Raw genomic sequence first — 14048 nt, 5'->3', positions numbered from 1 at the left:
CAAAAGATTTTGTATGATATGGATCGTTTTAATATCATCACAATAGTTGACGAAAGTTATTCACCTATGTTAAATACAATAAATGATGCCCCTCTCGTACTATATGCAGTTGGTGATACATCACTATTATCCTATAATCCTGCATTAAGTGTTATAGGTACGAGAAGTCCATCAGTGGAAGCTTCTCGAAAAATGGAATTGATTGTGAACCCACTTGTCAAGGAGAACTGGCTTATTGTGAGTGGGATGGCAAAGGGAATTGATAGTTTAGCACATAAAATTGCACTTGGACATAAGGGTAAAACAATCGCCGTACTAGGTGGTGGTTTTCAGCATATTTATCCAAAGCAAAACATATCTCTTTACCACCAAATTGCGAAAAATGGACTAGTTTTATCGGAATATCCGCCAGACATTCCGCCTGCAAGGTATCATTTCCCTGAGAGAAATCGGATAATAAGTGGGTTAAGTTTTGGTACGCTTGTAATAGAAGCTACCGAGAGAAGTGGTACATTGATTACAGTTGAACAAGCTCTTGAACAAGGAAGAGAAGTATTTGCTGTTCCAGGATCTCCCATATATCCGCAAACAAAGGGATGCCATTTAATGATACAGGATGGGGCAAAACTGGTTCAAGAACCGATGGATATCTTAGAAGAATGGAATGGAATGGTTAATGAATAATGTAACTAATTTTAATTATATAAAATAGAAAGATAAATATTGCAAGTTTGACAAATTTGAAAGATGAACTTAGTATTAGAAAAGATTTCAAATCGTAAATTGTCAACCTCACTTTAGGAGGCACTATCATGTCAGATTATCTAGTAATCGTTGAATCGCCAGCAAAAGCAAAGACGATTGAACGCTATTTAGGAAAAAAATATACGGTAAAAGCATCGATGGGTCATATTCGTGACTTACCCAAAAGTCAAATGGGTGTTGATGTGGAAGATAATTATAAACCAAAGTACATCACGATTCGCGGGAAAGGCGATGTACTCAAAGAATTAAGAAAGTCAGCAAAAAAAGCGAAGAAAATATATCTCGCAGCCGATCCGGATCGTGAAGGAGAAGCAATCGCCTGGCATTTGGCCCACATTTTAAATGTGGATGAGAATTCAGATTGTCGAGTCGTATTTAATGAAATAACGAAAGATGCGATAAAAGAGTCATTCAAACATCCTAGAAAAATTGATTTAGATCTTGTAGATGCACAACAGGCTAGAAGAATATTGGACAGACTAGTAGGTTATAATATCAGCCCATTGCTTTGGAAGAAAGTTAAAAAGGGCTTAAGCGCAGGGCGTGTCCAATCAGTTGCACTTAAAATGATTCTGGACCGTGAAAAGGAAATTAAAAGCTTCGAACCAGAAGAATATTGGTCCATTGATGCAAAATTTCAAAAGGATGCGGAAATATTTGATGGTAATTTTTACGGGATCGAAGGTAAGAAAGCAGCATTAAAAACAGAAAAAGATGTAAACGATATAAAAGCTAGGTTGAATGGGGATAAGTTTGCAATCGATAAGGTCAATAAACGAGAAAGAAAAAGAAATCCCGCACAGCCTTTTATTACGTCTTCCCTCCAACAAGAAGCAGCTAGAAAACTCAATTTCCGTGCAAAAAAAACAATGATGCTTGCGCAACAGTTATATGAAGGAATTGATTTAGGTAGAAAAGCAGGTGGCATCACAGGGTTGATTACGTATATGCGTACAGATTCCACACGGATTTCAGAAACAGCTAAACAAGAGGCTAAGTCTTATATCGAAGAAAATTATGGGAAAGAGTATCTCGGAGCATCCAAAGCTGTAAAAAATAAAGAAGGTGCTCAAGACGCCCATGAAGCGATACGTCCGACATCTACACTAAGAGATCCCAAAACGTTAAAAGATGTTCTTTCTAGGGAACAACTTCGATTATATAAACTGATTTGGGAGCGGTTCGTCGCAAGTCAAATGTCTCCTGCTGTAATGGATACGATGACAGTACATTTACTAAATAATGATGTTGAATTTCGTGCGACTGGTTCAAAGATAAAATTCAAAGGATTTATGAGAGTATATGTAGAAGGAACAGACGACAACAAAAAAGTGGAAGATAAATTACTTCCCGATCTGGTTGAAGGAACAACTGTAGAATCCAAAGAAATCATACCGAACCAGCATTTCACACAGCCGCCTCCGAGATATACGGATGCCAGACTCGTACGCGCAATGGAAGAGCAAGGTATTGGACGCCCCTCAACATATGCACCAACATTGGATACGATTCAGCGTAGGGGTTATGTGTCCATGGACAACAAACGCTTTATTCCTACAGAGCTTGGAACAATAGTATGTGAATTAGTTGAGGAGTTTTTCCCGGAAATTATTGATGCGCATTTCACCGCGAAGATGGAAACAGATTTGGATTCCATCGAAGAAGGCCAAATAGAATGGATGAAAATTATTGATGAATTCTATGGGGGCTTTAGCAAGCGATTGGATATAGCTGAAAAAGAGATGGAAAAAATAGAAATTAAAGATGAGCCGGCAGGGATTGATTGCGAAAACTGTGGCAATGAAATGGTATATAAAATGGGGAGATACGGTAAGTTCCTTGCATGCTCCAACTTCCCTGAATGCAGAAACACAAAGCCAATTTTAAAAGAAATAGGAGTAAAATGTCCGAAATGCAAAGATGGTAATGTGGTCGAAAGAAAATCAAAGAAACGAAGAACTTTCTATGGTTGCGATCAGTTTCCAGAGTGTGACTTTGTGTCCTGGGATAAACCAATTTCAAGACCTTGTCCAAAGTGTGACTCTCTGTTGGTTGAAAAGAAATCCAAAAAAGAGGTACAAATACAGTGTACGAATTGTGAATACAAAGAAGTAGCACAAAGTTAGCTGTTCATTTACTTGAGCAGCTTTTCCTTTTGTCTCCATCTCGGATTTTTTAGAAAGTTTCAATTATCATTAGGAGGGGAATTGTCTACGTATACGAAAGGAGATGATAGTGATGGTAACTAAAAATCACTTTTTTGTTACGATTGATACGAAAGAAATTAGGGATGTCTCGATAGATGATAATCAGGTGGAATATGAAATTATAGCTGATGAGCAGGAATTATTGGAAATACAACAAATCTTCCAGACAATGGATAATGAATCCAAGGATGCTGTTGAAGACATCTCTATTAATCCTTTTGATGAAGCAAAGGTAGACAGTGAGAGAGAAACATATGATCGTTCCTTAATAAGTGTTTATCAAAGATTATATGAACTTGGAACAGAAGAGACAAAGAATAAAATTAAAGAATTGGGAATAATTTAGTAGTAAGTTGGCTATAACGGTATTAGGGTGTTCACAAAAACTTCACTGTATTTTTATTTTTAGAAATAATTAGGTATTAATTTATTGACTATATTAATTCCTATGGCTATAATTACGCAGTGGTAAGTCAAATTACTTTACAGCGAAATAACCAATTGTAAGTTTACATTTTTTAATCTAAACTACGATTCAGAATTTTGTTGCAATTTAGTTAAATCCATTGCTTTATGTTTTGGAATATGCTATGATTTATCCGCTGTTCAATGAGGTGAACATTTTGACTAATTATATGAAATATAGTGAAGCTTTTGTAGAGTATTTGCAGATTGAGAAGAATGCATCCCCTTATACCGTGAAGTATTATCGGAATGATCTGGAAACTTTCTTCAACTTTTTAAACCAAGAAGGTATTCACGATTTAAATGCAATAGAGCAACGTGATGTTAGATTGTTTCTAACTACTTTATATGACCAAAACCTCGCAAGAAGATCCGTGTCAAGGAAGATTTCCTCTTTGAGGAGTTTTTACAAGTTTCTAGAACGAGAAGAATTGGTTAAATCTAATCCTTTTGTACATATATATTTACCTAGAACAAGTAAATCGGTTCCAGGATTTTTATATATGGAAGAATTGGAAAAACTGTTTGAAGTAAATGATATGACCAAACCAACAGGTGGGCGGGATCAAGCAATACTTGAAGTGCTGTATGGTACCGGAATAAGGGTGAGTGAATGCCAGGGGTTGAGGCTTACGGATATTGATTATTCAATCGGTACTATTTTCGTTAAAGGCAAGGGACGGAAAGAGCGTTATGTTCCATTCGGTCGGTTTGCGGAAATCGCATTGGAGACATACATAAATGAGGGCAGGGCAAAATTATTGGAAAAAGCCGATGTATCTACAGATGTTGTCTTTTTGAATGCTCGAGGCAAGCCTCTTACAACAAGGGGAATACGTACAATTTTAAATAAAATAGTTGAAAGAGCCGCATTAACCGTTCATGTGCATCCACATAAATTACGTCATACATTTGCAACACATATGCTGAATGAAGGTGCAGATCTTCGTACTGTGCAAGAATTGCTTGGTCATGAAAGTTTATCCTCAACACAGATATACACACACGTAACAAAAGATCATCTTCGTGATGTATATATGAAAAGCCATCCACGAGCAAATGATCAAAACAGGGATTAGTGAGGTGAATGGAATGACAAATGAAATGCATGCAACGACCATCTTTGCAATTCAGCATAATGGGCAATGTGCAATGAGTGGTGACGGGCAAGTCACATTGGGAAATGCTGTTGTTATGAAACATAAAGCAAAGAAAGTCCGCACCCTGTATAATGGAAAAGTTTTGGCGGGTTTTGCTGGTTCGGTAGCAGATGCCTTTACATTATTTGAGAAATTTGAGAGTAAACTCCAAGCCTTTAACGGTAATATAACGAGAGCATCTGTTGAACTTGCACAGGAATGGCGTACAGATAAAGTCCTTCGTAAGCTGGAAGCAATGCTAATCGTTATGAACAAAGAAAATATGTACTTAGTTTCAGGTACTGGCGAAGTTATTGAACCAGATGACGGTATTTTAGCAATTGGTTCTGGTGGAAACTATGCATTAAGTGCAGGCAGAGCACTTGTCAAACATTCTGGTAATTTAACAGCAAAAGAAATAGCCCAAACAGCCTTGGAAGTTGCTGGTGAAATCTGTGTATATACAAACGACTTTATTACATTGGAAGTACTTGATTAATAAGGGAGGTTTTTCCTAAAAATGGAAATGAATTACACTCCAAAACAAATTGTGGATCAATTGGATAAATATATTATCGGACAAAAACAGGCGAAAAAGTCAGTGGCCGTTGCGTTAAGAAATCGTTACAGACGTATGCAGCTTGATGAAGATTTAAAAGAAGAAATTGTACCGAAAAATATCTTAATGATTGGTCCTACCGGTGTTGGAAAAACAGAGATTGCAAGGAGGCTTGCAAAACTTGTCGGCGCCCCTTTTGTAAAGGTAGAGGCTACCAAATTTACGGAAGTTGGTTATGTAGGTCGTGATGTGGAATCAATGGTTCGTGATCTTGTAGAAATGGCTGTTCGTATGGTGAAGGAAGAAAAAATGAAGGATGTTATGGGAACGGCTGAGCAGGAAGCAAATAAAAGACTTGTGAAACTGCTTGTCCCTGGAGCAAAAAAACAATCTAGCGTTAAAAATCCATTTGAAATGTTATTTCCCAATCAGTCATCTACCAACGAGGAACCTTCAGATGAACAAGAAAAAGATGAGGAAATCCGAAATAAACGAGAACGAATCCAACACCAATTAGCTTTAGGTGAATTGGAAGACCATATGGTAACCGTAGAAATCGAGGAAAGCGCTCCGTCTATGTTTGACATGCTGCAAGGGTCGGGTATGGAAAACATGGGAATGAATATGCAAGACACATTTGGACAATTCATGCCATCAAAAAAGAAGAAACGCAAATTGCCAGTTTTTGAAGCCAGAAAGGTTTTAATACAGCAAGAAGCAGGGAAGTTGATAGATATGGATGAAGTGGTCCAAATTGCGGTTAAGCGGGCGGAGGAAATGGGTATCCTTTTTATTGATGAGATAGATAAGGTATCGGGAAAACAGGATTCCACTGCCAATGTCTCCCGGGAAGGTGTACAGCGTGACGTCTTACCCATTGTGGAAGGTTCAACTGTGGTAACAAAACACGGTCCTGTAAAAACGGATCATATGCTTTTTATCGCCGCAGGTGCTTTTCATATGTCTAAACCGTCTGATCTTATTCCAGAACTGCAAGGAAGATTTCCAATCAGGGTCGAACTTGAAAAATTATCGGTTGATGACTTTAAACAAATATTGACCGAACCGTCCAATGCTTTAATCAAACAATATCAAGCATTACTGAAAACAGAAGGTATAAATGTTATTTTTACAGACGAAGCTATAGAGAGACTGGCAGAAATTGCCTTTCAGGTTAATCAGGAGACAGATAATATTGGAGCAAGAAGGCTACACACAATTTTGGAGAAATTATTAGAAGATTTATCATTTGAAGCATCTGATATAACAATGGAAAAAATAGAAATAACAGAGAGTTATGTAGATCAGAAATTAAACATGATTGTACAGAACAAAGATTTAAGTCAATTTATACTATAATTTTCACAATTGAAATGGAGGATCATCATGGATCTATTAAATCGCGCAAGACAAATCAACGCAATGTTACAAAAAGCTACAGGAAAATCGGTTAATTTTAACGAAATGTCTGGATCATTAAGAGATGTAATCAAAGGGAATGTTTACATCGTAAGCAGACGTGGGAAACTACTTGGATTTGCTGTAAATCAAGAAATCCAAAATGAACGTATGAAAGCAATGCTTGAGGACAGACAATTCCCTGAAGAATATACAAAGGGGCTTCAAGATATTCGTGAAACAACGGCAAACCTTGATATTGATAGTCCGCATTCAGTTTTCCCTGTTGAAAGCAAGGAATTGTTCAAGGATGGTTTAACTACGATTGTCCCAATTATTGGTGGTGGAGAGCGCCTAGGAACGTTGATATTAGGAAGAGTCGATGAGAATTTTAATGATGACGATCTTCTGCTTGGAGAATATGGCGCAACCGTTGTTGGAATGGAAATTCTACATGAGAAAACAGAAGAAATCGAAATGGAAGCCAGAAGTAAAGCAGTTGTACAAATGGCAATCAGTTCCCTTTCTTATAGTGAGTTAGAAGCAATTGATCACATTTTCGAAGAGTTAAACGGTCATGAAGGGTTATTGGTTGCAAGTAAAATCGCTGACAGAGTTGGAATTACACGTTCTGTAATTGTTAATGCGTTAAGAAAGCTTGAAAGTGCCGGAGTTATTGAATCACGTTCACTTGGAATGAAAGGTACTTATATTAAAGTGTTAAACGATAAATTCCTCGTAGAACTGGATAAACTTCGTTCAAGATAAGTATTGTTAAGAATTATACTAACAAAAAGCTAGCATGGTTATGTGCTAGCTTTTTGTTTTGGGTATTTTCACCCGGTAGTTAAGGTTGCTAAATGAACCTTCAAACAGAAAATTAACATTCGGAAATTACATATAATTTAAAAAAAGGTCTAATTTTGTCGTTAAAAAGTCATTTTTCCAAAAAAAGGATGATAAATAATGAAATAATACTAGTTATTTTTAACTATTTTATGTAAAGTTGTTGTAAATTGTCGAAAAGTGATAGACTTTGTCTGTGAATTAAATTACAATATTCGTAGTATGAAAAGAAATTATGACCGTCTAATTTTTAAAAATAAGGGGTTACCAATAATGAAATTATTCAGTGGAACAATCAACAAGTTAGAGCATTCACTTGATTATGCAACAGCAAAAAATAATGCAATATCAACAAATATCTCCAATGCAGATACACCGGGCTATAAATCACAGGAAGTAACTTTTAAAAATGCCTTGAACGATGCACTTTCATCTTCTCTTCAAGCTAAGCGAACCAGTGAAAAACACCTCCCTTTCGATAAAAGCCATCACTCGTCATATCAAGTAGTAACTAATTCCAACACAACCTATAACCACAATGGTAATAATGTGGACATTGATAAAGAAATGACAGAGCTTGCTAAAAACCAAATTTACTATAATGGTGTAGTTGATCGGATTAATGGTAAGTTTGGCAGCCTTCAGACAGTAATAAGAGGAGGTAATTAATCGATGTCAATCTTTAATTCTATCAACACGAGTGCAAGTGCATTAACTGCTCAAAGACTTCGAATGGATGTTGTTTCCTCGAATATCGCTAATGCACAATCTACAAGGGCTGTTTTAAATGAAAACGGGGAATATGAACCATATAGAAGGAAAATGGTCGTTATGGAAGCAGAGGGAAGTCGCTTCAAGTCCCTGTTACAAAATGCTACGAATACTAGTGGAAGTTCAGGTGTGAAAGTTTCCGCAATCATTGAGGACGGGGAACCTTTTAAGCTCGTCTATAACCCGGAACATCCGGATGCAAATGAAGCAGGATATGTAGAAATGCCTAATGTGGATCCACTACAAGAAATGGTTGACATGATGAGTTCAACTAGATCCTATGAAGCCAATATCACTGCGCTTAATGCAAGTAAAAGCATGTTAATGAAAGCATTGGAAATCGGCAAATAGAAATGAGGAGTATGAATTATGACAATTTCAATAAATAATGTTTCACAGATTTTAGAACCCACCAGTCTGAATTCAAAATCAGCTGTGACACCAGGAGAAGCACAGGCGACATTTGCTGATTCGTTAAAAGGGGCAATTGAGAATCTAAACGAGATTCAAATGGAGTCAGACAGCAAGACTGAAGCATTGGCGACTGGCAATATAGATGATCTGCACGATGTAATGATCACAGCCCAAAAAGCAAGTATTACACTCGAGACTACCGTGCAAGTACAAAAGAAAGTTATCGATGCCTACAATGAAATTATGAGAATGCAAGTATAAACACTACATATAAATTTAAAGCAAATGGGTCGCATTCTTAAATTGCTGATCGATAATTCATTGCATTTTGGTGGGGGAAAATATGAAGGAAAATTTTTTGAAATGGAAAGAGACTGTAACCACTTTTTGGACAAGTCGTTCAAAGGGCCAGAAGGGAATTTTTCTGGGAGTAATAATTACAGCAGTAGTATTCATTGCAGTTCTTTCCCTTCTCAGTACAAATACGAAATATGTACCATTATATAATAATTTGTCATTACAGGAAGTTGGACAAATTAAAGCAGAATTGGATACCAAGGCAGTTTCATATGAACTTAGCGATGCTGGTACAACAATATCTGTTCCAGAAGAAGAAGTGGAAACGTTACTTGTTGACTTAGCGAGCATTGGTTTACCTGACAGCGGGAATATTGATTATTCCTTTTTCAGTGAGAATACATCATGGGGAATAACAGATAACGAGTTTAATATTATGAAACTTGATGCAATGCAATCGGAGCTTGCTAATCTAATTAAAAGCATTGATGGTATTGAAGATGCTCAGGTCATGATCAATATGCCTGAGGATCCTGTTTTTGCCAGTGAATCGACCGGTGAAGCGAGTGCTTCCATCGTATTGAATACAAAACCTGGGTATCAATTTCAAGGTAATCAAGTAGAATCACTTTATCATTTAGTTTCAAAAGCAGTTCCTAATTTATCTGCAGATAACATTGTGATTATGAATCAATACTTTGAGTACTTTGACCGGAATAGTCAAACAGTCTCAAGGAACGGCGATACTTATACATACCAGCAAACAGTAAAAAAGGATATTGAACGAGATATCCAAAGAAGACTGCAGCAAATGCTGGGTACAATGGTCGGTGCAGATAATGTACTGGTTTCCGTCACTGCTGATGTTGATTTCACACAGGAAAATAGAACAGAAGAACTTGTTGAGCCAGTTGATATTGAAAATGTTGAAGGCTTACCAGTAAGTTTAGAAACAATTCAGGAATCTTATAGCGGTGATGCCGCTGCAGGTGGTGTAGCTGGAACCGGTGATGAAGATGTTACCAACTATCCAGCAGGCGCAAATGGGGATGGGGACTATGAACTGGATAAAGAGACAATCAATTATGAATTCAACCGCATCAGGAAGGAAATCGTTGAAAGTCCTTATAAAGTTAGGGATCTCGGAATCCAGGTTGCAGTAGATAATGTAACGAGTGTTAATGGAAATGATGTTGAATATTTAACACAACCGGAACAAATGGCAGTTGAAGAAGGTTTCCATTCGATTCTTAATTCGATTGTGGGTACAACCATTGATGAAGACTATGGAGAAGTCGTTCCAGAAGAAAAAACCTCCATTGTCTTCCAGGAATTCACGGAGAGTCCAACTGTTACGGAAACTACATCCCCTGCTATTCCGACATGGATGTATGTTGTTGGTGCAATTTTACTGTTGATTATCATACTGCTAATTGTTCTCTTAATTCGAAACAGAAACAAAGAAGAAGAGGAAATGATAGAAGAAACAGTTGTAGAACCGATGATGACGGATGTTCCTGACATGCCACAGGAGGAAGAATCAGAATCCGTTGTGAGAAGAAAACAATTAGAGAAAATAGCAAAAGATAATCCGGAAGACTTTGCCAAATTGCTGAGAAGCTGGATAGGAGAAGACTAGGAGGGAAAAATAATGGTAAGACAAAAAGCTACATTAACAGGAAAACAAAAGGCAGCTATTCTATTAATCTCCTTAGGTCCAGACGTTTCAGCACAAGTCTATAAGTATTTGTCAGAAGAAGAAATTGAAAAGCTGAGCTTGGAAATTTCCTCAGTAAAGAAAGTAGATTCCGGTTTAAAGGAAGATATCATTGAACAATTCCATCATATAGCTTTAGCACAGGATTACATTACACAGGGTGGTATTGGTTATGCCAAGGATGTACTGGAAAAAGCCTTTGGAAAACAGGAAGCGTCGAATATTATCAACCGACTTACTTCTTCCTTGCAGGTAAGGCCGTTTGATTTTGCAAGAAAAGCCGACCCTCAGCAAGTTCTTAATTTTATCCAGGGTGAGCATCCACAAACAATTGCTCTTGTTCTATCCTACTTGGATCCAGAACAAAGCGGGCAAATTTTATCTTCCTTGCCACAGGAAATGCAGGCTGATATTGCGAGAAGGATTGCTACGATGGATTCGACGTCACCAGAGATAATCAGTCAAGTGGAACAGGTTCTGGAACGAAATATTTCTGCTTCTGTAACGGAAGATTATACGCAAACAGGTGGTATACAAGCAGTCGTGGAAGTCTTAAATGGTGTTGATCGAAGTACCGAACGGACAATACTCGATGCACTGGAAATTCAGGATCCAACACTTGCAGATGAAATCAAGAAACGGATGTTTGTGTTTGAAGATATTGTCATTCTGGATAATCGTGCAATCCAGCGCGTGGTACGAGAAGTGGAAAATGAGGATCTGAGGCTATCTCTTAAAGTTGCCAGTGACGAGGTGAAAGGGGTCGTATTCCAAAATATGTCACAGCGTATGGCGGAAACATTTAAAGAAGAAATGGAATACATGGGGCCTGTCAGACTACGAGATGTGGAAGAAGCTCAAACGAGAATCGTAGCTGCCATTCGTAGACTGGAAGATATCGGGGAAATAGTCATCGCTAGAGGCGGGGGAGACGATATCATTGTCTGATTCAGAAAACAGATATTATCCGAATCAAAAGCTGATAAAAATCAAACCAGTAGAGCTACTCCGGAAAGCTCCTGATCAAGAGCACGAACATATAGAAAAGAATCAAGAAGTTATTCAGCAGCAGAAAGTCAAAGCAATGCAAAAGGAAATAGAGGAATTATCCCAAAAGAAACAAACATTGGTTGAACAAACAAATCAGACGATTACAGTAGAGAAAGAGAATTGGCAAAGTGAGAAAAAGCAATGGATTGAAGAGGCTAAACTAGAAGGTTATACTGCGGGTTTCAAACAAGGCGAAATAGACGGTTATGCCGAATATAAATCAAAGCTAGAACAAGCAAATCATCTGATTGATGCTGCTACAAATCAATATCACACAATCATTGAAAAAAGTGATGAAGCCATTTTGCAACTAGCTGTCAATGTGGCTGGGAAAGTTCTGAATCAGCAAATTGCTGAAGAATCTTCTACATTTATGGGAATTGTTAAAGGAGCAATCAAGGAAATAAAAGACCAATCTGTTGTAACTATCAATCTGCACCCATCTACCTATGATTTAGTTGTACAGCATAGAGAAGAACTAGTGCGATTACTTGAAAAGGAAACAAAACTTACCATCTATATTGATGAAAACCTCGCGGAAAATGCTTGCTTAATTGAACATCCATTTGGACAGATAGATGCAAGTGTCGATACACAATTATTAAAGATCCGAGAAGTGTTACACGATTACCTAATGGAGAAACGATCATGAACATAACTGATTATTTATCTGTAATTGAGAGTGCTGATACGTACATTCGATATGGTAAAGTGCTCCGTGTCGTTGGTTTGATGATTGAATCGGAGGGACCAGCAGCAAATATTGGGGAAGTTTGCTATATTCATGCTGCTTCCAGTAATCGACCTCCAATCATTTCAGAAGTAGTCGGATTCAATAATGAAAAGATTATTCTCATGCCATATGCAGAAGTTACTGAAATCGGGCCTGGTTGCCTCGTTGAATCCACAGGGAAACCACTTACGATTAAGATTGGGAGATCACTGATTGGCAGTGTTGTGGACTCATTGGGGATGCCACTTGATAATGTATCTTCTCTACCGAAAGGATTAAGACGTTACTTGACAGATCAGGCACCGCCAAATCCGATGACCCGACCACCAATTAGAAATCCGATTCAAGTTGGTGTAAAAGCAATCGATTCTTTATTAACAATGGGTGAAGGTCAACGAGTTGGAATTTTTGCAGGGAGCGGAGTCGGTAAAAGCACATTGCTTGGAATGATTGCGAGGAATAGTAGTGCAGATATTAATGTGATTGCGCTTATTGGTGAACGTGGTCGTGAAGTCAGAGAATTTATTGAACATGACTTGGGTGAAGAAGGATTGAAGAAATCGATTGTAGTTGCTGCTACATCTGACCAGCCTGCATTAATGCGAATAAAGGGAGCATATACAGCAACGGCAATTAGTGAGTACTTTCGTGACCTTGGTTACAAGGTAAATCTGATGATGGATTCTGTAACAAGGGTAGCGATGGCACAAAGAGAAATTGGTTTGGCGATTGGAGAACCACCAACAACAAAAGGGTACACGCCTTCTGTCTTTTCCGTGCTTCCTAAACTACTCGAAAGAACTGGAACAAATGCATTTGGAACCATCACAGCATTTTATACGGTGTTGGTCGATGGAGATGACATGAATGACCCGATTGCAGATGCTGTTCGTGGGATCCTGGATGGGCATTTTATTATGGATCGGAAGCTTGCAGAACGGGGACAATTTCCTGCAATCAATGTTCAAAAGTCAATCAGTCGAGTCATGAATATGGTGGCAGACGCAGAACATAAAGAAATAGCCAGGCAGATTCGCAGATTGCTAGCTATTTACGAAGAGAATAGTGAATTAATTAACATCGGTGCATATAAAAGAGGAACTAATCAGGAAATTGACCATGCAATTGCTTATTATTCAAAAATACAGGAATTCTTAAAACAGGACGTTTATGACCAGAAAACCTTGGAAGAAACAATTCAATTAATGAAAAACCTGCTTAACGGAGGAATGAATTAATGACGAAAACGATAGCATTCACCAAGATTCTACATTTACGTGAAGATGAAAAAAAGACAGCCCATAAAGCATATCAGCAATCATTGGATTCTTTTGAAAAAATAGCAACGAAACTATATAACCTATTACGTAAAAAGGAAAATGCAGAAGAATCCTATGATTATTTTATTCAATCAACGACACAGATTGAGCAAATTAAAGAACAGGCACTATATATCGAGCGATTGAACAGGCAGATTAGTGAAATCCAATATCTTGTCCAAAGAGCAAGAAATGATATGGAATCCAAACAAGTCATACTAACGGACGCCCATATAGAAATGAAAAAGTTTGAGAAAATCATAGAGATTCGCAAAATTGCAGAAGAGGATAATAAAAAGCGAGTAGAAAATAAATTTATGGATGAACTATCCATTACACAATATTTAAGCCACAAAAACAGGTGAAGC

At 37.6% G+C, this 14048-nt stretch carries 15 protein-coding genes; all 15 read left to right on the top strand.

What is annotated here, in order from left to right:
- Positions 1-18 precede the first annotated feature (18 nt).
- The 15 genes from dprA to fliJ all read left to right on the top strand — a co-directional run bounded on the left by dprA (position 19) and on the right by fliJ (position 14045).
- The gene (gene dprA / locus BV906_RS07900; protein WP_245844009.1) at positions 19-684 is read left to right on the top strand and encodes a DNA-processing protein DprA; all 666 of its coding nucleotides are present in this window, start codon (positions 19-21) and stop codon (positions 682-684) included.
- Between the two features lie 128 nt (positions 685-812).
- A complete protein-coding gene (topA, locus tag BV906_RS07895; RefSeq protein ID WP_087972919.1) occupies positions 813-2891 on the top strand; it encodes a type I DNA topoisomerase in 2079 nt (692 codons plus the stop codon).
- A 112-nt stretch (positions 2892-3003) separates the two neighbouring features.
- Complete coding sequence (locus BV906_RS07890) at positions 3004-3318, top strand: hypothetical protein (protein WP_087972918.1); 315 nt, start codon at positions 3004-3006, stop codon at positions 3316-3318.
- A 289-nt stretch (positions 3319-3607) separates the two neighbouring features.
- On the top strand, positions 3608-4516 hold the full coding sequence (gene xerC / locus BV906_RS07885) for a tyrosine recombinase XerC (RefSeq protein WP_087973541.1): 909 nt from the start codon (positions 3608-3610) through the stop codon (positions 4514-4516).
- Positions 4517-4529: 13 nt separating this feature from the next.
- On the top strand, positions 4530-5075 hold the full coding sequence (gene hslV, locus BV906_RS07880; protein WP_087972917.1) for an ATP-dependent protease subunit HslV: 546 nt from the start codon (positions 4530-4532) through the stop codon (positions 5073-5075).
- A 21-nt stretch (positions 5076-5096) separates the two neighbouring features.
- Complete coding sequence (gene hslU / locus BV906_RS07875) at positions 5097-6494, top strand: ATP-dependent protease ATPase subunit HslU (RefSeq protein ID WP_087972916.1); 1398 nt, start codon at positions 5097-5099, stop codon at positions 6492-6494.
- Positions 6495-6521: 27 nt separating this feature from the next.
- Entirely contained in the window at positions 6522-7301 is a 780-nt protein-coding gene (gene codY / locus BV906_RS07870; RefSeq protein ID WP_087972915.1) for a GTP-sensing pleiotropic transcriptional regulator CodY, read from the top strand.
- Between the two features lie 351 nt (positions 7302-7652).
- Positions 7653-8048 carry a flagellar basal body rod protein FlgB gene (flgB, locus tag BV906_RS07865; RefSeq protein ID WP_087972914.1) on the top strand — a complete coding sequence of 132 codons (396 nt, stop codon included), beginning with the start codon at positions 7653-7655 and terminating at the stop codon, positions 8046-8048.
- Between the two features lie 3 nt (positions 8049-8051).
- Positions 8052-8501, top strand: a complete 450-nt coding sequence (gene flgC, locus BV906_RS07860; RefSeq protein ID WP_087972913.1) for a flagellar basal body rod protein FlgC — start codon at positions 8052-8054, stop codon at positions 8499-8501.
- Between the two features lie 18 nt (positions 8502-8519).
- The gene (gene fliE / locus BV906_RS07855; protein WP_087972912.1) at positions 8520-8825 is read left to right on the top strand and encodes a flagellar hook-basal body complex protein FliE; all 306 of its coding nucleotides are present in this window, start codon (positions 8520-8522) and stop codon (positions 8823-8825) included.
- 82 nt (positions 8826-8907) lie between these two features.
- On the top strand, positions 8908-10500 hold the full coding sequence (fliF, locus tag BV906_RS07850) for a flagellar basal-body MS-ring/collar protein FliF (protein ID WP_087972911.1): 1593 nt from the start codon (positions 8908-8910) through the stop codon (positions 10498-10500).
- A 12-nt stretch (positions 10501-10512) separates the two neighbouring features.
- Positions 10513-11526, top strand: a complete 1014-nt coding sequence (fliG, locus tag BV906_RS07845; RefSeq protein WP_087972910.1) for a flagellar motor switch protein FliG — start codon at positions 10513-10515, stop codon at positions 11524-11526.
- Positions 11519-12280, top strand: coding sequence for a flagellar assembly protein FliH (gene fliH / locus BV906_RS07840; protein WP_176330294.1), 762 nt, complete (start codon positions 11519-11521; stop codon positions 12278-12280). The genes fliG and fliH overlap by 8 nt, the downstream gene beginning before the upstream one ends.
- Positions 12277-13599, top strand: a complete 1323-nt coding sequence (gene fliI / locus BV906_RS07835; RefSeq protein WP_087972908.1) for a flagellar protein export ATPase FliI — start codon at positions 12277-12279, stop codon at positions 13597-13599. The genes fliH and fliI overlap by 4 nt, the downstream gene beginning before the upstream one ends.
- Entirely contained in the window at positions 13599-14045 is a 447-nt protein-coding gene (gene fliJ, locus BV906_RS07830) for a flagellar export protein FliJ (protein WP_087972907.1), read from the top strand. Before fliI ends, fliJ begins: the two co-directional genes overlap by 1 nt.
- Positions 14046-14048 lie beyond the last annotated feature (3 nt).

It is taken from the genome of Oceanobacillus rekensis (genome assembly GCF_002153375.1).
Taxonomy (GTDB): domain Bacteria; phylum Bacillota; class Bacilli; order Bacillales; family Amphibacillaceae; genus Oceanobacillus; species Oceanobacillus rekensis.
This window is presented reverse-complemented; position numbering and strand designations above follow the sequence as displayed.

What these genes read in the sequence shown, in the direction of transcription:
- flgB (WP_087972914.1), top strand. Translation starts at nt 7,653, where the DNA reads ATGAAATTATTCAGTGGAACAATCAACAAGTTAGAGCATTCACTTGAT.
- hslU (WP_087972916.1), top strand. Translation starts at nt 5,097, where the DNA reads ATGGAAATGAATTACACTCCAAAACAAATTGTGGATCAATTGGATAAA.
- topA (WP_087972919.1), top strand. Translation starts at nt 813, where the DNA reads ATGTCAGATTATCTAGTAATCGTTGAATCGCCAGCAAAAGCAAAGACG.
- fliE (WP_087972912.1), top strand. Translation starts at nt 8,520, where the DNA reads ATGACAATTTCAATAAATAATGTTTCACAGATTTTAGAACCCACCAGT.
- flgC (WP_087972913.1), top strand. Translation starts at nt 8,052, where the DNA reads ATGTCAATCTTTAATTCTATCAACACGAGTGCAAGTGCATTAACTGCT.
- fliF (WP_087972911.1), top strand. Translation starts at nt 8,908, where the DNA reads ATGAAGGAAAATTTTTTGAAATGGAAAGAGACTGTAACCACTTTTTGG.
- fliG (WP_087972910.1), top strand. Translation starts at nt 10,513, where the DNA reads ATGGTAAGACAAAAAGCTACATTAACAGGAAAACAAAAGGCAGCTATT.
- codY (WP_087972915.1), top strand. Translation starts at nt 6,522, where the DNA reads ATGGATCTATTAAATCGCGCAAGACAAATCAACGCAATGTTACAAAAA.
- dprA (WP_245844009.1), top strand. Translation starts at nt 19, where the DNA reads ATGGATCGTTTTAATATCATCACAATAGTTGACGAAAGTTATTCACCT.
- fliI (WP_087972908.1), top strand. Translation starts at nt 12,277, where the DNA reads ATGAACATAACTGATTATTTATCTGTAATTGAGAGTGCTGATACGTAC.
- BV906_RS07890 (WP_087972918.1), top strand. Translation starts at nt 3,004, where the DNA reads ATGGTAACTAAAAATCACTTTTTTGTTACGATTGATACGAAAGAAATT.
- xerC (WP_087973541.1), top strand. Translation starts at nt 3,608, where the DNA reads ATGAAATATAGTGAAGCTTTTGTAGAGTATTTGCAGATTGAGAAGAAT.
- fliJ (WP_087972907.1), top strand. Translation starts at nt 13,599, where the DNA reads ATGACGAAAACGATAGCATTCACCAAGATTCTACATTTACGTGAAGAT.
- hslV (WP_087972917.1), top strand. Translation starts at nt 4,530, where the DNA reads ATGACAAATGAAATGCATGCAACGACCATCTTTGCAATTCAGCATAAT.